The sequence below is a fragment of the Mesorhizobium sp. WSM4308 genome (genome assembly GCF_002294905.1).
GTDB lineage: Bacteria > Pseudomonadota > Alphaproteobacteria > Rhizobiales > Rhizobiaceae > Mesorhizobium.
On the sequence record NZ_NSFW01000004.1, the window covers coordinates 274326 to 295271 of the forward strand.

21 protein-coding genes and 1 pseudogene are annotated in these 20946 nt (G+C 64.1%); 14 read left to right on the plus strand and 8 right to left on the minus strand.

The genetic code is table 11. The features are described from left to right. Nucleotides 1-25: 25 nt before the first annotated feature. Together CK227_RS09370 and deoA are read left to right on the plus strand one after the other, a co-directional pair. Nucleotides 26-835, plus strand: a complete 810-nt coding sequence (locus CK227_RS09370; protein WP_069093120.1) for a purine-nucleoside phosphorylase — start codon at nt 26-28, stop codon at nt 833-835. Further along, nucleotides 835-2154: a thymidine phosphorylase gene (gene deoA / locus CK227_RS09375; protein WP_095772513.1), complete on the plus strand. Its 1320-nt coding sequence runs from the start codon at nt 835-837 to the stop codon at nt 2152-2154. Before CK227_RS09370 ends, deoA begins: the two co-directional genes overlap by 1 nt. Here deoA and CK227_RS09380 read toward each other — a convergent pair whose 3' ends face one another. The 3 genes from CK227_RS09380 to CK227_RS09390 form a co-directional block, all read right to left on the minus strand. After that, the gene (locus tag CK227_RS09380; RefSeq protein WP_095772512.1) at nt 2155-2718 is read right to left on the minus strand and encodes a TIGR02281 family clan AA aspartic protease; all 564 of its coding nucleotides are present in this window, start codon (nt 2716-2718) and stop codon (nt 2155-2157) included. Nucleotides 2719-2839: 121 nt separating this feature from the next. After that, nucleotides 2840-3469, minus strand: coding sequence for a uracil phosphoribosyltransferase (gene upp, locus CK227_RS09385; RefSeq protein WP_010911460.1), 630 nt, complete (start codon nt 3467-3469; stop codon nt 2840-2842). A 126-nt stretch (nt 3470-3595) separates the two neighbouring features. Then, nucleotides 3596-4570, minus strand: a complete 975-nt coding sequence (locus CK227_RS09390; protein WP_095772511.1) for an adenosine deaminase — start codon at nt 4568-4570, stop codon at nt 3596-3598. 134 nt (nt 4571-4704) lie between these two features. Between CK227_RS09390 and ubiE the strand changes: the two genes are divergently transcribed. From ubiE to coaBC, 3 genes are all read left to right on the plus strand, one after another. Further along, nucleotides 4705-5481: a bifunctional demethylmenaquinone methyltransferase/2-methoxy-6-polyprenyl-1,4-benzoquinol methylase UbiE gene (gene ubiE, locus CK227_RS09395; RefSeq protein ID WP_095772510.1), complete on the plus strand. Its 777-nt coding sequence runs from the start codon at nt 4705-4707 to the stop codon at nt 5479-5481. 67 nt (nt 5482-5548) lie between these two features. After that, entirely contained in the window at nt 5549-7123 is a 1575-nt protein-coding gene (ubiB, locus tag CK227_RS09400) for a 2-polyprenylphenol 6-hydroxylase (RefSeq protein ID WP_095772725.1), read from the plus strand. A gap of 92 nt (nt 7124-7215) precedes the next feature. Next, the gene (gene coaBC / locus CK227_RS09405) at nt 7216-8685 is read left to right on the plus strand and encodes a bifunctional phosphopantothenoylcysteine decarboxylase/phosphopantothenate--cysteine ligase CoaBC (RefSeq protein ID WP_210421433.1); all 1470 of its coding nucleotides are present in this window, start codon (nt 7216-7218) and stop codon (nt 8683-8685) included. 140 nt (nt 8686-8825) lie between these two features. On the opposite strand, the gene CK227_RS09410 is transcribed toward coaBC, so the two are convergent. Further along, the gene (locus tag CK227_RS09410) at nt 8826-9623 is read right to left on the minus strand and encodes an invasion associated locus B family protein (protein WP_245318104.1); all 798 of its coding nucleotides are present in this window, start codon (nt 9621-9623) and stop codon (nt 8826-8828) included. Nucleotides 9624-9806: 183 nt separating this feature from the next. Here CK227_RS09410 and CK227_RS09415 point away from each other — a divergent pair, with 183 nt between their 5' ends. Then, on the plus strand, nt 9807-10190 hold the full coding sequence (locus CK227_RS09415) for a hypothetical protein (protein WP_245318103.1): 384 nt from the start codon (nt 9807-9809) through the stop codon (nt 10188-10190). 125 nt (nt 10191-10315) lie between these two features. Then, entirely contained in the window at nt 10316-10792 is a 477-nt protein-coding gene (locus tag CK227_RS09420; protein ID WP_095772509.1) for an NUDIX hydrolase, read from the plus strand. 10 nt (nt 10793-10802) lie between these two features. Here CK227_RS09420 and CK227_RS09425 read toward each other — a convergent pair. Next, nucleotides 10803-11442: pseudogene (locus CK227_RS09425) on the minus strand (citryl-CoA lyase); the annotation flags it as partial. On the opposite strand from CK227_RS09425, the gene CK227_RS09430 reads away from it, so the two are divergent. Together CK227_RS09430 and CK227_RS09435 are read left to right on the plus strand one after the other, a co-directional pair. Next, nucleotides 11425-11973: an IclR family transcriptional regulator gene (locus CK227_RS09430; protein WP_245318116.1), complete on the plus strand. Its 549-nt coding sequence runs from the start codon at nt 11425-11427 to the stop codon at nt 11971-11973. The pseudogene CK227_RS09425 and the gene CK227_RS09430 sit on opposite strands and share 18 nt — an antisense overlap. Before the next feature lie 261 nt (nt 11974-12234). Beyond that, complete coding sequence (locus CK227_RS09435) at nt 12235-14733, plus strand: EAL domain-containing protein (RefSeq protein WP_095772508.1); 2499 nt, start codon at nt 12235-12237, stop codon at nt 14731-14733. Nucleotides 14734-14756: 23 nt separating this feature from the next. On the opposite strand, the gene CK227_RS09440 is transcribed toward CK227_RS09435, so the two are convergent. Both CK227_RS09440 and CK227_RS09445 read right to left on the minus strand, forming a co-directional pair. Continuing rightward, complete coding sequence (locus tag CK227_RS09440; RefSeq protein ID WP_095772507.1) at nt 14757-15296, minus strand: GNAT family N-acetyltransferase; 540 nt, start codon at nt 15294-15296, stop codon at nt 14757-14759. A 104-nt stretch (nt 15297-15400) separates the two neighbouring features. Further along, nucleotides 15401-15631: a YdeI/OmpD-associated family protein gene (locus CK227_RS09445; protein ID WP_095772506.1), complete on the minus strand. Its 231-nt coding sequence runs from the start codon at nt 15629-15631 to the stop codon at nt 15401-15403. Between the two features lie 169 nt (nt 15632-15800). Here CK227_RS09445 and CK227_RS09450 point away from each other — a divergent pair, with 169 nt between their 5' ends. From CK227_RS09450 to CK227_RS09465, 4 genes are all read left to right on the plus strand, one after another. Further along, nucleotides 15801-16259, plus strand: coding sequence for a DUF2214 family protein (locus tag CK227_RS09450; RefSeq protein WP_095772505.1), 459 nt, complete (start codon nt 15801-15803; stop codon nt 16257-16259). Nucleotides 16260-16512: 253 nt separating this feature from the next. Further along, the gene (locus CK227_RS09455) at nt 16513-17490 is read left to right on the plus strand and encodes a tripartite tricarboxylate transporter substrate-binding protein (protein WP_095772504.1); all 978 of its coding nucleotides are present in this window, start codon (nt 16513-16515) and stop codon (nt 17488-17490) included. Nucleotides 17491-17582: 92 nt separating this feature from the next. Next, complete coding sequence (locus CK227_RS09460) at nt 17583-18056, plus strand: tripartite tricarboxylate transporter TctB family protein (protein WP_095772503.1); 474 nt, start codon at nt 17583-17585, stop codon at nt 18054-18056. Nucleotides 18057-18065: 9 nt separating this feature from the next. After that, complete coding sequence (locus CK227_RS09465; RefSeq protein WP_095772502.1) at nt 18066-19574, plus strand: tripartite tricarboxylate transporter permease; 1509 nt, start codon at nt 18066-18068, stop codon at nt 19572-19574. 7 nt (nt 19575-19581) lie between these two features. On the opposite strand, the gene nth is transcribed toward CK227_RS09465, so the two are convergent. Beyond that, entirely contained in the window at nt 19582-20394 is an 813-nt protein-coding gene (gene nth, locus CK227_RS09470) for an endonuclease III (protein ID WP_095772501.1), read from the minus strand. Nucleotides 20395-20416: 22 nt separating this feature from the next. Between nth and CK227_RS09475 the strand changes: the two genes are divergently transcribed. Beyond that, nucleotides 20417-20911 (plus strand): DUF2244 domain-containing protein, encoded by a 495-nt coding sequence (locus CK227_RS09475; protein WP_095772500.1) that lies wholly within the window; start codon nt 20417-20419, stop codon nt 20909-20911. Nucleotides 20912-20946 lie beyond the last annotated feature (35 nt).

A 20946-nucleotide genomic window follows, 5' to 3' on the forward strand; every position in this document is an offset into this window, starting at 1 on the left:
TGGCTCAAATGAAGAGCGGGCTGCAATGACCGAAAAGGCGGTGGACCATCTCATCGAAAGGCTGGACGGCCTGGCGCCGTCGACGGCGCTGGTGCTGGGATCGGGCCTCGGTGTCCTTGTCGACCGGATCGAGCACCCGATCCGCGTCCCCTATGCCGACCTGCCCGGCTTTCCCAGAAGCGGCGTCAGCGGCCATGCCGGCGAAGTGGTGGCGGGCCTGTTTGCCGGCAAGCCGGTGCTGATGCTGTCCGGCCGCGCCCATTATTACGAGCACGGCAACGCGGCGGCGATGCGCCCGGTGCTGGAAGTGCTCGCCGGCATCGGCATCACCAAACTGATCCTCACCAACGCCGCCGGTTCGGTCGACCCGGACATGCCGCCGGGCTCGGTGATGATGCTCACCGACCACATCAATTTCTCCGGCAGCAATCCGCTGATCGGCGAGCCCAGCGACCGCCGCTTCGTCGGCCTGACCGAAGCCTATGATGCCGGCATCCGCAAGGCGATCGAACGCGCCGCCAAGGCAACCGGCACCGCGTTGCACAAGGGCGTCTATATGTGGTTTTCCGGCCCGTGCTTCGAAACGCCGGCCGAAATCCGCATGGCGCGCATCATGGGCGCCAACGCCGTCGGCATGTCGACCGTTCCGGAAGTCATTCTCGCCCGTTTCCTTGGCCTGCGCGTCGCCGCCTGTTCGGTCATCACCAATCTGGCGGCCGGCATGACCGGAGCCGAGCTTTCGCACCAGGAGACCAAGGACATGGCGCCGGTCGGCGGGTCGCGGCTGGCAACGGTCCTGCACAGAGTGTTCCGCGACGGACTGCTGGAGAGCTGATGCTTCCGCAGGAAATCATCCGCCACAAGCGAGACGGTCACAGGCTCTCGGCCGGTGAAATCGCTGCCTTCATCGGCGGCGTGACCTCGGGCGCCGTCACCGATGGCCAGGCCGCGGCTTTCGCCATGGCGGTGTTCTTCAACGGCATGAACCGCGACGAGGCCGTGGCGTTGACGCTGGCCATGCGCGATTCCGGCGATGTGCTCGACTGGTCGGACCTGCCCGGCCCGGTCACCGACAAGCATTCGACCGGTGGCGTCGGCGACAATGTCTCGCTGATGCTGGCGCCGATCGTCGCCGCCTGCGGTGCCTATGTGCCGATGATTTCGGGCCGCGGCCTTGGTCATACCGGCGGCACTCTGGACAAGATGGATGCGATCCCCGGCTACATCACCCAGCCCGATCTCGCGTTGTTTCGCCAGGCGGTGCTGGAAACCGGCTGCGCCATCATCGGCCAGACCGCCGATCTGGCGCCCGCCGACCGCCGGCTCTATGCCATACGCGACGTCACCGGCACCGTGGAGTCGGTCCCGCTGATCACCGCCTCGATCCTGTCCAAGAAGCTGGCCGCCGGTCTGGGCTCGCTGGTGCTCGACGTCAAGGTCGGCAATGGCGCCTTCATGGAGAAGTCGCGCGACGCGACCGCGCTCGCCAACAGCCTGGTCGAGGTCGCCAGCGGCGCCGGACTGAAGGTCTCGGCGCTGATCACCGGCATGAACGAACCGCTGGCCTCGGCCGCCGGCAATGCCGTCGAGGTGCGCAGCGCCGTCGATTTCCTCACCGGCCGTCTGCGCGACCGGCGGCTGGAGGATGTGACGCTGGCGCTGGCCGCCGAAATGCTGCAGTCGACGGGACTGGTGTCGTCCAACCAGGATGGCTTGCGGCGCGCCACCGAGACGCTCACCAGCGGCCGCGCCGCCGCCACCTTCGCCCGCATGGTGGCGGTGCTCGGCGGCCCCGCCGATTTCATCGAGAAGCCGGAAAAATATTTGGCCGTGGCAGCCACGGAATTCGCGGTCAGGGCGACGACGGACGGCTTCGTCACCGGCATCGCCACCCGCGACATCGGCCTTGCGGTGGTTGGCCTGGGCGGCGGGCGCACGAGGCCTGACGACAAGATCGACCCCAGCGTCGGCATCACCAGGCTGCTGCCCATAGGCGCGGAAGTCCATGCCGGAGACGCGCTGGCACTGGTCCACGCCCGCTCGCCCTCCGATGCCGAGGCGGCCGCCGCCACCGTGGTTTCGGCCTATGCGATCGGCACCTCGAAGCCGCCGGCGGACAAAACCGTCATCCGGCGGATCCTGCCGCGCGGTTGATTATTGGATGAGCAGCAGCGTACCGTTTTCGGCCTGATATTTGCCGAGCCGGCTGAGGAAACTCATGCCTATCAGATTGGTGCTGAGCGCCCTGTCGTCGAGCACGATGGCTTGCACGCCGTCGACGCTGATGCTGCCGATCTGCAGGCGGTCGATCGTCACCACCGCCGCCTTGATCGAGCCGTTGGCGGTGTTGACCTCATGGCTGAAATCGGACGGATTGAGCGACAGCCCGATCCTGCGTGCCGTCGAGGTGTTGACGGCGACCAGCGTGGCGCCGGTGTCGATCATGCCGTCGACCTGACGGCCGTTGAGCTTGAAGGTCGACGAGAAATGCCCGCGCCCGTCCGCGGTGACGACGACCTTGCGGCCGGTCGCCAGCGGCGCCGCCGGTCTGTCGGGAACCGACGCCAGGTTGACCTGCGGTTGTGCCTCGACCTCGGGCCTGGCCGTCACCGTCGATTTCAGCAGGTCTTCGAACATCCGCGGATTCGACTGATAGACGACCGGGATCGATGCCGATGTCCCGGCAAAGACGCTGAGGATGAGAAGCTTGCGCAGCATGGATCGGCCTTCGTGAGAGCCAATCGTTTAGCCCCGGCATGGTATTTGCCGCTTTAACGGGGGCTAAAACCGCGCCGTTGCGTAAATATTCGGTAAACAGTACCAGGAATTTTGCCTGCTGCTATTTCGTCCCGTACATGCGGTCGCCGGCATCACCGAGGCCGGGCATGATGTAGCCCTTCTCGTTGAGCTGGCGGTCGATGGAGGCCGTGAAGACCGGAACGTCCGGATGCGCCTTGGTGAAACGCTCGATGCCTTCGGGCGCCGCCAAAAGGCAGAGGAAGCGGATGTTGGTGGCGCCGCGCCCTTTCAGTTTGTCGATAGCCGCGATCGCCGAATTGGCCGTCGCCAGCATCGGATCGACGACGATCACCAGCCGGTCGGCGAGATCGCTTGGCGCCTTGAAGAAATATTCGACCGCCTCCAGCGTCTCGTGGTCACGATAGAGGCCGATATGGGCGACGCGCGCCGCCGGCACCAGGTCAAGCAGGCCTTCCAGCAACCCGTTGCCGGCGCGCAGCACCGAAGCGAACACCAGCTTCTTGCCCTCCAGCGTCGGCGCTTCCATGGTCTCGATCGGCGTTTCGATCGTTGTCGTCGTCAGCTCGAGATTGCGCGTGACCTCGTAGCCGAGCAGCAGCGATATCTCGCGCAACAGCCGCCTGAAACCGGCCGTGGACGTCTCCTTCTTGCGCATGATGGTCAGCTTGTGCTGGACAAGCGGATGGTCGACGACGGTGACGCCCTTCATGATGTTCTCCTGATGCGTGTCGCCCGGCGCGCGGACGCGCTTCAGGCAGCTGGAACGACCCTAGCGACTATGGACCGGCCAAGGAACCGCTTGGCCGCCATCGACCACAGCTTTGTCGGAAGAAAATCAGCGCGCCGCGCCGTTCAGCCGGGCTAAAAGTGCCGCCTTGGTCTTCCTGTCGACAAAGGCGGCTTCGATGGCGGTTCTGGTGACGGCGGCAAGCGCCTTTTCGTTCATGGCAAAATGCTCCGCCGCGATATCGTATTCGCGCTTGATCGAGGTCCAGAAATAGGGCGGGTCGTCGGAGTTGAGCGTCACCTTGCAGCCGGCGGCCTGCAAGGCGGGAAACGGATGGTCGGCAAAACTGTCGAACACCTTGAGCGCGATGTTGGAGCCGGGGCAGCACTCCAGGACGATGCCTTCGTCGGCGATGCGCCGGACAAGATCCGGGTTCTCGATAGCGCGCACGCCGTGGCCGATGCGCGAGGGGCGGATATGGTCAAGCGCCGCCTGGACCGTCTCCCAGCCCGTCAGCTCGCCGGCATGGATGGTGATGCCGAGCCCGGCCTCGCGCGCGATCTCGAAAGCCCTGACATAGTCCTCCATCTCGCCCACGCGTTCGTCGCCGGCAACGCCGAAGCCAGTGACCAGCGGATTCCCGCAGCGCGCCGCGAAGCGTGCCGCCCGTTCGATCGATTCCACGCCGACATGGCGCACGCCGGTGACGATCATGCGGCCCTCAATGCCGGTCTTGGCCTTGGCGCGCAGCATGCCTTCGCCCAGCGCATCGGTATAGGCCTTGGGCGAGAGCCCGGCTTTCGTCGCATGGTCCGGCGAGGTGAAGACTTCGGAATAGATGGCGCCATCGCGGGCAAGACTGGTCAGATAGTGATCGGCCAGCCGCGCGTAATCCTCTTCGGTGCGGAACAGATCGGCGGAAAAATCGTAAGCCGCGAGGAAGGACGTAAAATCGTGCCAGACGAAGGAACCGTTCTGGATATAGGGCGAGGCATCCTCGCCGTATTTCTGCGCCTGGCGGATGACGAGCTCTGGCGCCGCTGCCCCTTCAATATGGCAGTGCAGTTCCGCTTTCAAAGGCATTCAAACATCCCGTCGGTCAGTCCAGGTCTTGAAAACCCACCACCTGGAAGCGCGGCTGAACACCGCGCCTTAAACAATAGCGCCCACAGCATCGATCGGCTATGGTCCCGCCGGTTTTATGACGGATCAAAAAAATGTCAGTTGAGAGAACCACGGCCGCGGGCGGCATGGAAACCTCCTATGGTTTCAAGCGTGTGGGGGAAGGCGAGAAGCAGTCCCTGGTCAACGATGTTTTCCACAAGGTCGCCAATCGCTACGACCTGATGAACGACCTGATGTCGGCAGGCCTGCACCGGCTGTGGAAGGATGCCATGGTCACCTGGCTCAACCCGCCGAAGCGGCCGGGCTGGAAGGTCCTGGATGTGGCCGGCGGCACCGGCGACATTGCCTTCCGCATCGTCGATGCCAGCCATGGCAGCGCCCACGCCACCGTGCTCGACATCAACGGCTCGATGCTCGCTGTCGGCCGCGACCGGGCCGAAAAGAAAGGCCTGTCCGGCAACACCGATTTCGTCGAGGCCAATGCCGAGGAACTGCCCTTCACCGACGCCACCTTCGACGCCTACACCATCGCATTCGGCATCCGCAACGTGCCGCGCATCGATGTCGCGCTCGCAGAAGCGTTCCGCGTGTTGAAGCCCGGCGGCCGGTTCCTGTGCCTGGAATTTTCCGAGGTCGAGATGCCGTTGCTCGACAAGGCCTATGAAGCCTGGTCGTTCAATGCCATCCCCAAGATCGGCAAGATGGTTACCGGCGACGGCGAGCCCTATTCCTATCTGGTTGAATCGATCGCGAAATTCCCCAACCAGCAGAATTTCGCGGCAATGATTTCCCGCGCCGGTTTCGACCGTGTTTCCTTCCGCAACTATTCCGGCGGTATTGCCGCGCTTCATTCGGGCTGGAAGCTTTGAGGCTGGCCCGCATTTCCCATTCTCGATATGGCTCATGCCGGTCTCAAGAACCGGCCTTGGTGCGGCCATGAGCAGCGTCGGCGCCGGTTTCAGGCTCGCGCGGGCCGGCTGGGTGCTGGTGCGCGAGGGCGTCATCGCCGCCCTGCCGGGCGAGGAACTGTCAGGCCTGCCGAAATTCGGCTGGCGGCTGGCGCGGCTGTTCACCCGCCGCCGCGCGCTCGCCTATGAGCGCAGCGACCGGCTGGCCAAGGCAGTGGTCCGGCTCGGCCCGTCCTATGTCAAGCTCGGCCAGTTCCTGGCAACGCGGCCCGACGTCGTCGGCAACGACATGGCGCTCGATCTCGCCATGTTGCAGGACAAGATGCACACCTTCCCGAGAACTGAGGCGGTAGCGGCCATCGAAGCCTCGCTCGGGCGCAAGGTGAGTGATCTCTACGCCGAGTTCGGCGACCCCGTCGCCGCCGCTTCGATCGCCCAGGTCCATGCCGCCGAAGCCATCCATGATGGCGCTGCCGCCAAGGTCGCGGTGAAGGTCATCCGGCCCGGCGTGCGCCGCCGCTTCTTCCAGGATCTCGAAAGTTATTTCCTCGCCGCCCACCTGCAGGAGAAATACATCCCCTCCTCGCGCCGCCTGCGGCCTGTCGAGGTGACCGAGACGCTGGCGCAGACAACCAAGATCGAGATGGATTTGCGCCTCGAGGCGGCGGCGCTCTCCGAACTTGGGGAGAACACCAAGGACGATCCGGGCTTTCGCGTGCCATCCGTCGACTGGGAGCGCACCGGCCGTGACGTTTTGACCATGGAATGGGTCGACGGCGTCAAGATGAACAACATCGCAGGCCTGGAGGAGGCCGGCCACGATCTGAAGGCGATCGCCGCCAATCTCGTCCAGTCATTCCTGCGCCATACGCTGCGCGACGGCTTCTTCCACGCCGACATGCATCCGGGCAATCTGTTCGTCGAGGAGGACGGCACCATCGTCGCCGTCGATCTCGGCATTGCCGGACGTCTCGGCAAGAAGGAGCGGCGCTTCCTCGCCGAAATCCTCTACGGCTTCATCATGCGTGATTATCTGCGCGTCGCCGAAGTGCATTTCGAGGCCGGCTACGTGCCGCGCCAGCACAATGTCGCGGCCTTCGCGCAAGCGATCCGCGCCATCGGCGAGCCGATCCACGGCCAGCCGGCCGAGACCATTTCCATGGCCAAGCTGCTGACGCTGCTGTTCGAGGTGACCGAACTCTTCGACATGGCGACGCGGCCGGAACTGATCCTGTTGCAGAAGACCATGGTCGTGGTCGAGGGCGTGGCGCGCACGCTCGATCCGGGCTTCAACATGTGGAAGACCGCCGAGCCGGTGGTCGGCAGCTGGATCGCAGGAAACCTTGGCCCCCGCAGCATGATGATCGATGCGCGCGACGGCGCCAAGGCGCTGCTGACGCTCGCTCGCCAGGCGCCGGAGCTTGCCGCGCGCACCGACCGGCTGTCGCGCGAGATCGACCTGATGGCCGAGCACGGCCTGCGTTTCGACGAGACCACGGCGCGTGCCATCGGCAAGGCCGAGGCACGCTACAGCCGCTCCGGCCGCGTCGCGCTGTGGGTGATCGCGCTGACGCTGGTCTGTATCGCATGGAAGATTCTTTAGACCTGAAAAAACGAAGGGTGAGCCCGCAACTTGCGGCAAATTGATTGCATTGCTATCATCGCCTTCGGCCGGCATGAGCAAAGTGCAATCACATGGCAAGCATCACGATCCGCAACCTTGACGATGAGGTCAAGGAGCTGCTGCGCCGATTGGCGGCGGAAAACAACCGCTCCATGGAGGAGCAGGCCAGGGTGATGATCCGGGCCGCCGTCGACGGTCAGATCGGATCCGGCCGCATCGACCAGATCGAAAACACCTTGCGCGAACTGACCAGCATGCACAGTGCGGCGACCGCGGTTGCGGCCCCTGCGGGCAAGATCCTTCCGCGGGGCACGCTTTCCGGCAAGCGCATCCTGCTTATCATCGGTGGCGGCATCGCCGCCTACAAGGCGCTGGACCTGATCCGCCGGCTGCGCGAGCATGGTGCGGCAGTAAGGGTGGTGATGACTGCCGCAGCGCAGGAATTCGTCACCACGCTGTCGGTTGGCGCGCTGTCGGCCGACCACGTCTTCACCGAACTGTTCGACCGCAATGACGAGCACGATGTCGGCCATATCAGGCTGTCGAGGGAGGCCGATCTTCTGGTCGTGGCTCCCGCCACCGCCGATCTGATGGCCAAGCTCGCCAATGGTCACGCCAACGATCTGGCCTCCACTGTGCTGCTGGCCACCGACAAGCCGGTACTGATGGCGCCGGCGATGAATCCGAAAATGTGGTCGCATCCGGCCACCCGCCGCAACCGCGCGACCTTGGGCAAGGACGGCGTCACTTTCGTCGGCCCTGCCAGGGGCGAGATGGCCGAAAGCAACGAGGCCGGTGAAGGCCGAATGGCTGAACCGCTGGAGATCGTCGCCGCAGTCGAGGCGCTGCTCGATGCCGGCCCCAAGCCGCTGGCGGGGCGTAGGATCATCGTCACCTCCGGCCCGACGCATGAGCCGATCGACCCGGTGCGCTATATCGCCAACCGTTCCTCCGGCAAGCAGGGCCACGCCATCGCCGCCGCATTGGCAAGGCTTGGCGCCGATGTGCGCCTCGTCTCCGGTCCCGTGAGCATCGCCGACCCGGCTGGCGTGAGGACTATTCATGTCGAACGTGCGCAGGAAATGCGCGATGCGGTCGAACAGCTTTTGCCCGCCGATGCCGCGGTGTTCGTCGCCGCCGTCGCCGACTGGCGCAGCGAGAATTCGGCCGGCGAAAAGATCAAGAAGGTGGCGGGCGAAGGACCGCCGGTGCTGCGCATGGTGGAGAACCCCGACATCCTTGCCGGCGTCGGCCATCACAGCCAGCGACCCGGCCTGGTCGTCGGCTTCGCCGCCGAGACGCAGGATCTCTTGCGCAATGCCCAGGCCAAGCTCGCGAAGAAAGGCGCCGATCTGATCGTCGCCAACGATGTGTCGCACGAAAGCGGCATCGGCCCTTCAGGCGTCATGGGCGGCGATCGCAACCGGGTGCGGATCGTGTCGAAGGCCGGCGTCGAGGAATGGCCCGAAATGACCAAGGACGAGGTGGCGGCGCGGCTCGCCACCCTCATTGCCGAGCGGCTGAAAACGATCGTCGTTTGACGTGTATTGGAGCAATTCCAGGAAAAGTGTGAGCGGTTTTCCCTGGAAAAGCGCGCAGCGCCTTCCCTAGGGAATTGCGAACATCAAAGACTACACGCGACGCCAGCTGGACGCCGCGCATCAGATTCCGGACTGAGCGGTCAGTTTGACAAGAGCTCCGCCGTACGGGCGAGCGCGCCGCCGAAACCGTTGAGCGGAATGGAAAAGCTCACCGCTTGTCCCGTATCCGCCGCGAAGGCGTCGATCTTCAGCGTCGTGCCATTCTTGAGCAGCGGCGTGACATTGGCGTCGAACGCCACCGGCACCAGGCAGCCGACGGCCTGGCAAGTGTTGAATGCCAGGCTGCCGTCCAGCTTCTGGTCATCGATGGTCAGGGTGACGCCTTTGGCGAGCGCCAGCCCAAACGGCAGGGCAAGAGTGCCTGTCGCCTCGTCGCCGGTCTTGCTCGACAGCTCGATCGCCAGCAGCCGCTGGTTGCTCTGTTTGTTGAACTGTTGGTGCGACAGGCTGCAGACCTTGTTCGTGCCCGATATCTGGCAATTGACCGTCCAGTCGCCATGGGTTTCGGACAAGGCCGATGCCCCGCCCGGCAGTTGTGGCGCATCGGCCGCGGCGGGCGGAGCCGCCACCTTGTCGCCTTTGGTCTGCGCGGCCACGGCCGGCACACCGGCGATGCAGGCCGCACCCAGCATCGCAACCAAATACGCGTATTTCCTCATCAAGACCTCTCCCGCCCGGCTCCGCCTCGAGCCAGCCTGGAAACTGACCTTGAGAGGCGCGCTGACTGCATTCTGTTTGACCGTTTCCCCGAAGACGCCATTGTCCCTGGCGGACATGCCGGCGCCATTCAGCTCGAGGCCGGCGCCGACCCGATAGAGCGGCGAATCGATCGCTTCCGTCAAGTGCAATGCGAGGTTGCCGGGCAGATTCTCCGCCACCGCGAAGCGGCCTTCGATCTCCGCTCCTTGTGTTGGAGAAGAACTCTGCCCCCGGGCCTTCGATAAGAGGCGATGCTGGCGCGATGTCCGTGCCGGTCTCCAGCGCTGGCGTCGCCTGCAATCCGTGGCCGCTGGCCGGATGGCCGAGACAGGGCGGGGTCACGATTGATTTCAAGGCGACCGATGGACCGCCATGGCATCGCCGGACAAACACCCTATATTGCGGGAATGAACAGGATTTTTAGCAAGAATGTGCCGATGTCGGCGCGCCGACTATTGATGAGACTTGCGTCGGCGGTGCTGGCCGCTACTTTTTTAGCCGGCTTTGCGCTGCACGCTTCCGCGCAGGTGGCCAATCCCGCGATCAACAGCAACGCGCCGATCCAGCAGAACGATCTGCAGGCCTTGCAGAGCCGCATTCAGCGGCAGCAATTCCAGCAGCAGCAACAGCAGTACCGCGACCAGGACCGCGTGATCGTCCAGCAGCCACCGCCGGTCGTGCCACGGGTCAGGCCGGGCTGCCAGACGCAGATCATCGGCAGCACGGCCGTGAGCAATTGCCGCTGACAGGCGGGCTTCTTTTATTTAGCCGACTTACATGGTAGGGGACCTTGAGGGTGCCCCTGCGGCAGTTTGGGTTTGCAAAGGCGCCGCGTCACGCTATGGGGCACTGACCGACTGGACTATTGCAGATGAAAACCACGAAGAAAAAGGCCGCACGCCGGGCCAAGAAAGGGGAAAGAATCCGCCAGGTGGCGGCGATCCCCTTTCGCTTGACCGCGGATGGGAGTTTCGAGGTGATGCTGGTCACGTCGAGAACGACGAGGCGCTTCATCGTCCCCAAGGGATGGCCGATGAAAGGCAAGAACGGACGCAAGGCCGCCACCATCGAGGCGATGGAAGAAGCCGGCGTGCTTGGCAAGACCCTGAAGCAGCCGGCCGGCACCTATTCCTACTGGAAGCGGCTGGCCAACCGCTTTGTCCATGTCGATGTCATCGTCTACCTGCTTGAAGTGACCGAGGAACTGGCCAACTGGCAGGAGGCCAAGCGGCGACAGCGGGCATGGCTGACGCCGGCCGACGCGGCGATGTTGATCGACGAACCGGATCTTTCGACGCTGGTGAAGACCCTGACACTTCCCCAGCCCACGCCGACCGATGCAACCTGAGGACAATTCCTCAGCCGCTCCTACCACCCTTTTCGGGGAGAGGGCGTACCGGCATGCCGGTATAGACCCACAACCATTCGCGCGGCAGCAGCCCCTTGTTGCGCTCGCTTTGCTGCGACTGTTCCCAGGCGTGCGCCAGGATGCCGACGGAACGTGACAGCACGAAGAGCCCGCGCGTCAGCGGCGGCGGGAAGCCGAGTTCGCATAGATGACGGCCGTGGCGCCATCGATGTTGAGCGGTATCCTCTTGCCCTTGCGGCGTGCGACCTCCGCCTCGATCGCCTCGGCGATGTCGGCGAACCCTCCATTGACGACGCCACGCGTGGCAAATTCGCGGGTCAGTTCCGGCAGGCGCGGTGCGCGCGGATCGACCGGGTGAAAGCGGTGGCCGAGCCCCGGCACATAACCCCTTTCCTCGACGAAGAACCGGTCGAGCCGTGCCGAGACCGCCTCCCCAACGCCGCCCCGCCATCGATCGCCTTGGCGATATCACCGTAGAAGGACTGCGCCTGTTCGCCGGCGCCGCCATGCACGTCGCCGAGTGCATTGATGGCTGAGGCCATGGCGCTGTTGATGCCGACACCGCAGGTTGCCGCCATGCGGGCGATGGCGATCGACGACGCCTGCGGCCCATGGTCGACGGCAGCGCCCGCGCAATGCCGAGCAGTGCGGCCTGGTCGCTCTATCAGCGTTCGGTCGTGGCGGTCGACATCCTGCTGCCGATCATGCGCGACCTTTCCGAGCACAGCTGGGAGTGTGTTGCCTTCTATGTCTGCTCGGGCGACGTCCGCACCTGTCTCTACCGCGTCGAATCCAAGCACCCGATCCGCTACACCATACGCGAGGGCGACCTGTTGCCTTTGCTCGTCGGTTCGGGCGGACGCGTGCTTGCGGCATTTTCCGGCGAGGCGGGCGAGCCCTATGAGACCATACGCCGGACCTGCCTCGCCGTCGGCGACCGGGACCCCGAGACGGCGGGCGTCTCGGCACCGGTGTTCGGACCGGGACGCGTCCTGCTCGGCGCCTTGACGCTGGCTGGGCCGAGCACGCACGTCGATGCCGCCTTCCTTCAGCGCATGAAACGGCCGCTGCCCGAGGCGGCGGCCCGCGCCACTCGAGCCTTCGGCGAGGATGCCTCGATGCTCGAACAGGCATGTCTTGCAGCGGAGGCCCTGCCCTAACCCGCGCGGTTATAGGCCGAAAAGGACTGATAAGCTTCGAATACAAACCGATTCAAGTTCAAACAGTCAATTGACGCTGCGTAATATTCAGTCACCCAACTCAAGAAAAGGCTTCAAAGCGAACGGAGCTATTTATTGGCTGTTAAGTCCCTCGTGATAAGCGGTTGTCGTCGCCATTTGCGCGACATGAGGGGCAGAGAATCGTCTTAACCGACGGGTGAAACAGTCGGACAGACGCGCTGACAGGATCATGGCACGTCCGTGAATTCGAAGACGCCATCATCGCTGGACGCCAGCCCCCGTCTTCTCGGGCTCGTCTGGCCGTTCATCGCCGTCGTCCTCGTCCAGGCGCTGGTCGCCAGCCTCAGCCTGTACACGCTTTCGGCGGTTCGCGCCTATGTCGGCGGGGAAAGCCAGTGGTCCAAGGGGCAAAAGCACGCCATCTATTTCCTCAGCCTCTATGCGGATACCGGCAAAGAGGCGTTCTTCACCGAGTATCGCGAAGCGATCGCCGTTCCGCTTGCCGACCGCTCGGCCCGCCTGGCGCTCGAGCAGCCCGAACCCGATGCAGAGGCAGCGCGCATAGGCTTTCTGCAAGGCAGAAACCACGCGGACGACGTTGCCGGGCTGATCTGGCTGTTCCAGAATTTCCGGAAGTTCAGCTATCTCGATACCGCTATTCGGCACTGGGCGGCGGCCGACGCAATGATCCTCGCCATCCAGCGGCTCGGCGATACGATGCATGCGACACTCGGCAAGGGGCCGGCGTCGACAGCCGAGATCAGCGCCTGGAAGGCGGAAATTCATCGGCTCGATCGTCAGGTCACTCCATTGTCCAAGGCCTTCTCGGACAGTCTCGGCGAGGGATCGCGCTTCATCCAGATGCTGCTTACCTTTGCCAATCTCGTCACTGCCGCATTGTTGATCCTGCTTGCCGTGTGGCGTACGCGCAAGCTCCTTGCGCAGCGCCAGGCCTTCCAGCTGGCGCTCAATGCCGAGCGCGAGCGCGCCCAGATAACACTGGCTTCGATCGGCCAGGCCGTCGTCAGCACCGGCCGCGACGGGCGGCTCGACTACATGAATGCGGTTGCCGAGAAACTGCTGGCCTGCCCGCTCGGCGCTGCAAGGGGCAAACCCATCGCAGCATTCTTTCGCCTCATCGACAAGGGCACCGGCGTTGAAGAAACGCAGTTGGTCGAGCGTCTCCTGGCCGGCGAAGCGCGCCGTTCCAGCGCCCGTCCACAATTGCTGCAGCGGCCGGACGGCTCCGTTGTTCCCGTCGCATTGACCGGCGCACCGTTGCTCGTTTCCGGCGAGGTCGTCGGCGCCGTGCTCGCCTTCCACGACATGACGCGAGAAGAGGATTACATCGAGCGGCTTTCGTGGCAGGCCTCGCATGATGCGTTGACCGGGCTCGCCAACCGGCGCGATTTCGAAAGCCGGCTGGAAAGGACAATCGTCGAATTGCAGGGCCAGCCCCGGCAGCACGCCTTGATGTATCTCGATCTCGATCAGTTCAAGCTTGTCAACGATACGTGCGGCCATGCGGCGGGCGACCAGTTGCTGCGCCAGATCTCGGCGCTGCTGACCTGCGAATTGCGGCCGGGCGACGTGCTGGCACGATTGGGCGGGGACGAGTTCGGCGTGCTGCTCGTCGATTGTGAAGCCGACGAAGCGTGCGACATCGCCGAACGGCTGCGCGCGGCTGTGCAGAATCTGCATTTCGCCTGGGATGGCAGGACGTTCAACACCAGCGTCAGTATCGGCATGGTGGAGATCGCCAATGCGCAGGTGACGATCGCGGAAACGCTGCGGGCCGCCGACGTCGCCTGCTACATGGCCAAGGACAAGGGCCGCAACCGCGTCCAGGTCCACAGCGAGGGCGACGTGGACTTGCGCGAGCGTTTCGGCGAGATGGCCTGGGTGCAGCGTCTGCACGCCGCGCTGGTGCAAGACCGTTTCCGGCTTCATGCGCAGGAAATCTGGCCGCTCAACGACGACATCGTCGAGGTGGGAGCGCATATAGAGATCCTGTTGCGGCTGACCGACGAAGACGGCAACTTCGTCACCCCGCAGAGTTTCATTCCCGCGGCCGAGCGCTATGGCCTGATGCCGTCGATCGACCGCTGGGTGGTGCGCAACACCTTCCGCATCCTGGCCGCCCGGCAGGCCGATCCGCGCACGCCGCCCATCGCAACATGCGCCATCAATCTTTCCGGCGCGACGTTCGGCGACGAAAGCTTTCTCGGCTTCCTGGGCGAGCAATTCCTCATCCATGGCATTTCGCCTGCCATGATCTGCCTGGAGATCACCGAAACCAGCGCTATCGCCAATCTCACCAACGCCATGCGTTTCATTGCCGATCTGCGCGGCTTGGGCTGCCGCTTCGCGCTCGACGATTTCGGCTCCGGCATGTCGTCCTTCGCGTATCTGAAGCACCTGCCGGTCGACTACCTCAAGATCGACGGCAGCTTCGTCAAGGACATGCTGGACGACCGCATCGACCGCGCCATGGTCGAGATGATCCACCACATCGGCAAGGTCATGGGCAAGCGTACCATCGCCGAGTTCGTCGAGAGCGACGGTATCGTCGCCGCGCTGAAGACCATCGGCGTCGACTATGCCCAGGGCTATGGGATCGCCAGACCGACGCCGTTCGATGCCTCGACGGTGCTGCTAGGCCGAGGCGTCACGCCGGCCGCCGAAAGCGTCGATCCATGGGCCGATCTGGCGCGGAAGCTGCGCCGCAAGGCGGGCTAGTCTACCTGATCTGCAATCCAGGTTCAGGACAGCCGCTCCAGCAGCACGGTCGGCGCGTCATGATAGGTGGTCCGCAACACCTCGCGATAGCCGACCTTATCAGCGACATTCAACGAGGCGGTATTCTCGGGATCGATGATGCAGACGGTTTTCACCCGTCCGAAGGTTTCTTCGCCCCAGGCCAGCACACGGCCGACGACCTCTGTGGCAAGGCCCGCCCCGTGCACTTCCGGTGCCAGCGCCCATCCGGCCTCTGGAATGCCTTCGATCGACGGTTCCATGCCGCGCTTCAGGTCGTGAAACCCGGCCTCGCCGACGAAGCGGCCCGTCGCCTTCTCCTCGATCGCCCAGAAGCCGTAGCCGAGCAGCGACCACAGGCCGGCATGACGCAGGAAGCGCATCCAGCTTTCCTCGCGCGTGCGCGGCTTGCCGCCGATGAAGCGGGTGACGGCGGGGTCGCCCCACATCGTTGCGTAGGCGTCGAAATCCTCCAGCCGGTGTGCCCGCAGAATGGTTCGCTGCGTTTCGATGACGGGAGTGACGGTCACTTTGCGGTTGTTCATTGGATTTGCCTTGCTGATCTTGTCCGCGCTTAGCAAATTGCCCCTGCGGTGCAAGGGCCAGCGGAAGACGCGCCATCATCCAGAACAGCGGCCTAAGCAGATCTTCAGCCGCGCCAGGCCATGTTCATGTAGACACCGCCACGTTGCAATTCGTCCAGCATCTGGTCGAGCCGCTTCTGCCTGGTGTCCGGGCGCTTGGCGCGGGCAATCCAGCCGAGATAGTCGTTCTTCTGGTAGTCCGGCCGGGCCTCACAGGCAGTCATCAGCCCGCGTTCCGTCAAGACGGCGTGGATCAGGTCAGGCATCGGATTCAGGGGGCGTTTCAGTCCGGTCATGCCTGCGAACCTAACGTGCCTGGACCGAGCGTCAACGCCGCCTATGACCAGGGAGCAGCTTTCTATGGGAATTCTGCCCGACGGTGTTAATTTCCCGGCAGGCTGATTCAGCACATTTGCGGCGCGACCTTTTCAGACGCGGGGCTGGTGCTCAACCCAGGGAAGAAACATGGACACGACCGACCTTGTGCTTGCCATTATCCATCATCTGCTGGTGTTTTCCCTGGCAGGGATCATCGGCGCCGAATTCGTGCTGATCCGCGGCGACCTGCCCGCCGTAACCCTCAAGCGACTCGCCGGCATCGACCGGCACTATGGCATCATCGCCTCACTCATCATCATCGTCGGCATCGGCCGTGTCCTCTGGGGCCTCAAGGGATGGGAGTTCTACATCTACAACTGGATGTTCTGGGCCAAGATGGCGGCATTCGGCATTGTCGGCCTGCTTTCGATCATCCCGACCGTGCGCTTCATTTCCTGGAACCGGCAGGCCAGCGCCAATCCCTCCTTCGCCGTGCCGGCGGGCGAACTGGCCTCGGTAAAGACCTATATCCGCCCCGAGGCCTTCGTCTTCCTGCTGATCCCGGTGTTCGCGGCGGCGATGGCGCGCGGTTACGGCTACCAATAGATCTGGAATAGAACGAGAGCGGACAGAGGTCCGCAATCGGCATTTGCCGAAGCCGCTCGACGATCGACCGTTTCGGATCCGGCCTTCTGGCTCGAACATCGATCCGTTGCATGCCGGCTGCCGCGGATATCCCGGTTTGCCATTTGAGTCCGATTGCAATCTATTGGCCTGCGCTGGTTGTTGTTTCATTCGCGGCCGGCATTGAGAGGAGTTCCGCGCAGCGGTTTATTCATATCCCGGGAGGAGAATTACGATGCGAAAATTTGTTGCCGCTCTGGCCGCCGCTGCGGCCCTCACGCTTTATTCGTTCACCGCCGACGCACAATCCTATCCCGAACGCACCATCACCGTTGTCGTGCCGTTCGCGGCCGGCGGTCCGACCGACACCGTCACCCGGCTCGTCGCGGAAGCCGTGTCGAAGGATCTCGGCCGGCAGGTCATCGTCGAGAATGTCGGCGGCGCCGGCGGTACGCTCGGCGCGGGCCGCGTCGCCAATGCCGATCCCGACGGCTACACGCTGCTCCTCCATCATATCGGCATGGCGACGAGTGCCACGCTCTACAGAAAACTCGCCTACGACACGCTGAACGCCTTTGAATATGTCGGCCTGGTGACCGAAGTGCCGATGACCATCGTCGGCCGCAAGGAACTCCCGCCGACCGATCTGAAAGGGCTTGTCGACTACGCCAAGGTCAACAAGGACAGCATCACCGTCGCCAATGCCGGCATCGGTGCGGCCTCGCATCTGTGCGGCATGCTGTTCATGAGCGCCATCGGCACGCCGCTGGTCACCGTGCCCTACAAGGGCACCGGCCCGGCCATGACCGATCTTCTCGGCGGCCAGGTCGACATCATGTGCGACCAGACGACCAACACCACCAAGCAGATCCAGGGCGGCACGATCAAGGCCTATGCCGTCACCTCGCCGGAGCGCCTCGACGTGCTGAAGGATGTGCCGACGACGATCGAAGCAGGCCTCCCCGCGGTGCAGGTCGGCATCTGGCACGGCCTCTATGCGCCGAAGGGCACGCCGGCCGAGATCACCGACCGCCTGTCGAAATCGCTCCAGGTCGCCTTGAAGGACCCGAACGTCATCGCCCGCTTCGCCGAACTCGGCACCAGGCCGTCATCGGAGGCCGACGCGACGCCGGCGGCGCTGAAGGCAAAGCTGGAAAGCGAGATCGCGCGCTGGAAGCCGATCATCGAAGCCGCCGGCCAGTACGCCGACTGATGGCTTGAACCGGGCGCCAGCGGCGCCCCGTTCGCTTCGATCCGTTTTCACCTGCAACGGCAGGCCCGCTCCAAGGGTCAGGAAGGACCGCCATGAAACCTTTCGCAATCGACAGGACCAACGGCCTGTGCGCCGCGCTGTTCATCTTCTTCGGCGCGTTTTTCGCGCTGCAGTCGCTCAGCCTCGAAATCGGTACCGCGCTGCGCATGGGACCGGGCTATTTCCCGCTGGTCCTGGCGATCGTGCTGATCCTGCTGGGCGCCATCATCCTGATCCAGGCGATAAGCGTCGAGGACGAGCCGATCGGCCCCATGGCGTGGCGCGGCATGTTGTTCATCCTGCCGGCGCCGATCTTCTTCGGCCTGACGGTGCGCGGCCTCGGCTTCGTGCCGTCGATCTTCCTGACGGCGCTGATCGCCGCTTTCGCCAGCTGCCGCATGAAGGCGCTCACCGCGCTCGTGCTGTCGGCTGGCCTGACGCTGTTCTCGATCCTCGTCTTCAGCTACGCGCTCGGCCTGCCCTTCCAGCGCTTCGGCCCCTGGCTGCCCTCATGGCTGGCATTGTGAGGCGCTGACATGGACTTGCTCAACAACCTCGCGCTCGGCTTTTCGACCGCCTCGACGCCGGCCAATCTCGGTTTCTGCCTGATCGGCGTCCTGCTCGGCACGCTGATCGGCGTCCTGCCCGGCATCGGCGCCACCGCAACCATCGCCATGCTGCTGCCGATCACCTTCCAGATCGGCGACCCGGTTTCTTCCCTGATCATGCTCGCCGGCATTTACTACGGCGCCCAGTATGGCGGCTCGACCACCGCCATTCTCATCAACATGCCCGGCGAATCCTCGTCGGCCGTCACCGCCATCGACGGCTATCAGATGGCCCGCCAGGGCCGCGCCGGGGCGGCATTGGCGATCGCCGCGATCGGCTCGTTCTTCGCCGGCACGGTGTCGACCTTCCTCGTCGCCGTCTTTGCCCCGCCGTTGACGGCGATAGCCCTGCGGTTCGGCGCGGCGGAGTATTTTTCGTTGATGATCGTCGGCCTTGTCTCCTCCATCGCGCTTGCTCACGGCTCGATCGTCAAGGCGCTGGCGATGGTCGTGCTCGGCCTGCTGCTCGGCATCGTCGGCACCGACATCTACACCGGCGCGCCGCGCTTCACGCTCGGCATCCGCGAATATGCCGACGGGCTGAATTTCGTCGCGGTGGCGGTCGGCGTCTTCGGCATCGCCGAGATCCTGCGCAATCTTGAAAACGAGCATGAGCGCTCGGTGCTGATCAGCAAGGTCTCCGGCCTGATGCCGACCCGCGACGACTTCAAGCGTATGGCAGCACCCATCGTGCGCGGAACCATCATCGGTTCGGCGCTCGGCATCCTGCCCGGCGGCGGCGCGGTGCTTGCGGCCTTTGCCTCCTACACGGTCGAGAAACGCGTGTCGAAAACCCCGCAGGAATTCGGCAAGGGCGCCATCGCGGGCGTCGCCGGACCGGAATCGGCCAACAATGCCGGCGCCCAGACCTCCTTCATCCCGATGCTGACGCTGGGCATTCCGGCCAATCCGGTGATGGCGCTGATGATCGGCGCCATGATCATCCAGGGCATCGTGCCCGGCCCCAATGTCGCCACCGAGCAGCCGGCGCTGTTCTGGGGCGTCATCGCCTCGATGTGGATCGGCAATCTGATGCTGATCATCCTCAACCTGCCGCTGATCGGCCTTTGGGTGAAGCTCCTGACTATCCCCTATTACGTGCTTTTCCCGATCATCATGGCGTTCTGCTCGATCGGCGTTTACAGCGTCAACACCAATGCTTTCGATCTCTATGCCGTCGCCTTCTTCGGCCTGCTCGGCTATGTCCTGACCAAGCTGCGCTGCGAACCGGCTCCCCTGCTGCTCGGCTTCGTGCTCGGCCCGCTGCTCGAGGAAAACCTGCGCCGCGCCATGATCCTGTCGCGCGGCGACCCCAGCACCTTCGTGACGCGGCCGATCAGCGCCGGCCTGCTACTGGTGGCGCTGGCCGTGCTCGTCATCGTCTTCCTGCCCTCGGTCAAGAAGAAGCGCGAAGAAGTGTTCGTGGAGGAGAGTTGAAGCCCGGTCAGCTTTGGGCCTGAACCGCGTCCAGCGGATCGAGCGGAGCGATCGGCACCAACGGCGCCGGAATGCTGGTCGTCTTCTCCTCAGCCTTGCAGATATCAGCGATGACGCAGGCCGGGCAGTCCGGCTTGCGCGCCTTGCAGACATAGCGGCCATGCAGGATCAGCCAGTGATGCGCATGGCGCATATATTCGTCCGGGATGATCTTCAGCAGCCCTTGCTCGACCTGTTCGGGTGTCTTGCCGGGCGCCAGGCCGAGCCGGTTGCCGATCCGGAAAATATGCGTGTCGACCGCCATCGTATGCTGGCCGAAGGCCATGTTGAGCACGACATTGGCGGTCTTGCGCCCGACGCCCGGCAGCTTCACCAGTTCGTCGCGGTCGTCGGGCACTTCCCCGCCATGGTCACGGATCAGCGCTTCCGACAGCGCGATGACGTTCTTGGCCTTGTTGCGCCACAGACCGATGGTCCTGATGTAATCGCCGACCTTGGCCTCGCCCAGTGCCAGCATCTTCCGCGGCGTATCGGCGGCTTTGAACAAGGCCCTTGTCGCCTTGTTGACGCCGGCGTCCGTCGCCTGCGCCGAGAGCACCACCGCCACCAGGAGCGTAAAGGCGTTGACATGTTCGAGCTCACCCTTCGGCTCCGGCCGCTGGACGGAAAAGCGGCGGAAGATCTCGTGCACTTCGGCCGGACTGTAACGTGACGTCCGCCGCACCGGCCGCGGGCGAGGCTTGGCGTTCGAGCCGTCACGTCGTCCGGCTGGCAGGTCTTTTTCGGGCATGGAAGAATCTTTGGACTTGGGGCTCGCCATTTCCTTCCTATAATATCCTGTCATGAGCGACACAAACGCCTCGTTCCAGGCTGACGAGCCCTTCTTTCACGCATTGCTGACCCCGCACCGGTCGCTGGGCAGGACGGGCTTCCTGGTCCTGATGGGCGCTTTGTCGTTCGGCTGGCTGGCGACCGGCGCGTTCTTCCTGTCGCGCGGCGCATGGCCGGTATTTGGCTTCTTCGGTCTCGACGTGGTCGCCATCTACATCGCCTTCCGTGTCAACTACCGCGCCGCCCGCGCCCGCGAGGAGGTATCGGTCTCGCGTACCACCCTCGACATCCGCAAGACGGCCCCTTCCGGAAAATCGGAAGCTCACCGCTTCAACCCGTTCTGGGCACGGTTTTCGGTCGCCCGCCACGCCGAGATCGGCATCACCAAAATGACGGTCGAAGGCCAAGGCCGGAACGTGCCGATCGGCGGCTTTCTCGATCCCGAGTCCCGCGAGAGCTTTGCCACCGCCTTTTCGCGCGCGCTGGCGACCGCCAAGGCGCGCTGAACGGCTCTTTGTTTTGACGCAATTCCGGACGGAAA

Excerpts from the sequence above, each read along its gene's own strand:
- CK227_RS09370 (WP_069093120.1), top strand. The coding sequence starts at position 26 with ATGACCGAAAAGGCGGTGGACCATCTCATCGAAAGGCTGGACGGCCTG.
- deoA (WP_095772513.1), top strand. The coding sequence starts at position 835 with ATGCTTCCGCAGGAAATCATCCGCCACAAGCGAGACGGTCACAGGCTC.
- CK227_RS09380 (WP_095772512.1), bottom strand. The coding sequence starts at position 2,718 with ATGCTGCGCAAGCTTCTCATCCTCAGCGTCTTTGCCGGGACATCGGCA.
- upp (WP_010911460.1), bottom strand. The coding sequence starts at position 3,469 with ATGAAGGGCGTCACCGTCGTCGACCATCCGCTTGTCCAGCACAAGCTG.
- CK227_RS09390 (WP_095772511.1), bottom strand. The coding sequence starts at position 4,570 with ATGCCTTTGAAAGCGGAACTGCACTGCCATATTGAAGGGGCAGCGGCG.
- ubiE (WP_095772510.1), top strand. The coding sequence starts at position 4,705 with ATGTCAGTTGAGAGAACCACGGCCGCGGGCGGCATGGAAACCTCCTAT.
- ubiB (WP_095772725.1), top strand. The coding sequence starts at position 5,549 with ATGAGCAGCGTCGGCGCCGGTTTCAGGCTCGCGCGGGCCGGCTGGGTG.
- coaBC (WP_210421433.1), top strand. The coding sequence starts at position 7,216 with ATGGCAAGCATCACGATCCGCAACCTTGACGATGAGGTCAAGGAGCTG.
- CK227_RS09415 (WP_245318103.1), top strand. The coding sequence starts at position 9,807 with ATGGACCGCCATGGCATCGCCGGACAAACACCCTATATTGCGGGAATG.
- CK227_RS09420 (WP_095772509.1), top strand. The coding sequence starts at position 10,316 with ATGAAAACCACGAAGAAAAAGGCCGCACGCCGGGCCAAGAAAGGGGAA.
- CK227_RS09430 (WP_245318116.1), top strand. The coding sequence starts at position 11,425 with ATGGTCGACGGCAGCGCCCGCGCAATGCCGAGCAGTGCGGCCTGGTCG.
- CK227_RS09440 (WP_095772507.1), bottom strand. The coding sequence starts at position 15,296 with ATGAACAACCGCAAAGTGACCGTCACTCCCGTCATCGAAACGCAGCGA.
- CK227_RS09445 (WP_095772506.1), bottom strand. The coding sequence starts at position 15,631 with ATGACCGGACTGAAACGCCCCCTGAATCCGATGCCTGACCTGATCCAC.
- CK227_RS09450 (WP_095772505.1), top strand. The coding sequence starts at position 15,801 with ATGGACACGACCGACCTTGTGCTTGCCATTATCCATCATCTGCTGGTG.
- CK227_RS09455 (WP_095772504.1), top strand. The coding sequence starts at position 16,513 with ATGCGAAAATTTGTTGCCGCTCTGGCCGCCGCTGCGGCCCTCACGCTT.
- CK227_RS09460 (WP_095772503.1), top strand. The coding sequence starts at position 17,583 with ATGAAACCTTTCGCAATCGACAGGACCAACGGCCTGTGCGCCGCGCTG.
- CK227_RS09465 (WP_095772502.1), top strand. The coding sequence starts at position 18,066 with ATGGACTTGCTCAACAACCTCGCGCTCGGCTTTTCGACCGCCTCGACG.
- nth (WP_095772501.1), bottom strand. The coding sequence starts at position 20,394 with ATGGCGAGCCCCAAGTCCAAAGATTCTTCCATGCCCGAAAAAGACCTG.
- CK227_RS09475 (WP_095772500.1), top strand. The coding sequence starts at position 20,417 with ATGAGCGACACAAACGCCTCGTTCCAGGCTGACGAGCCCTTCTTTCAC.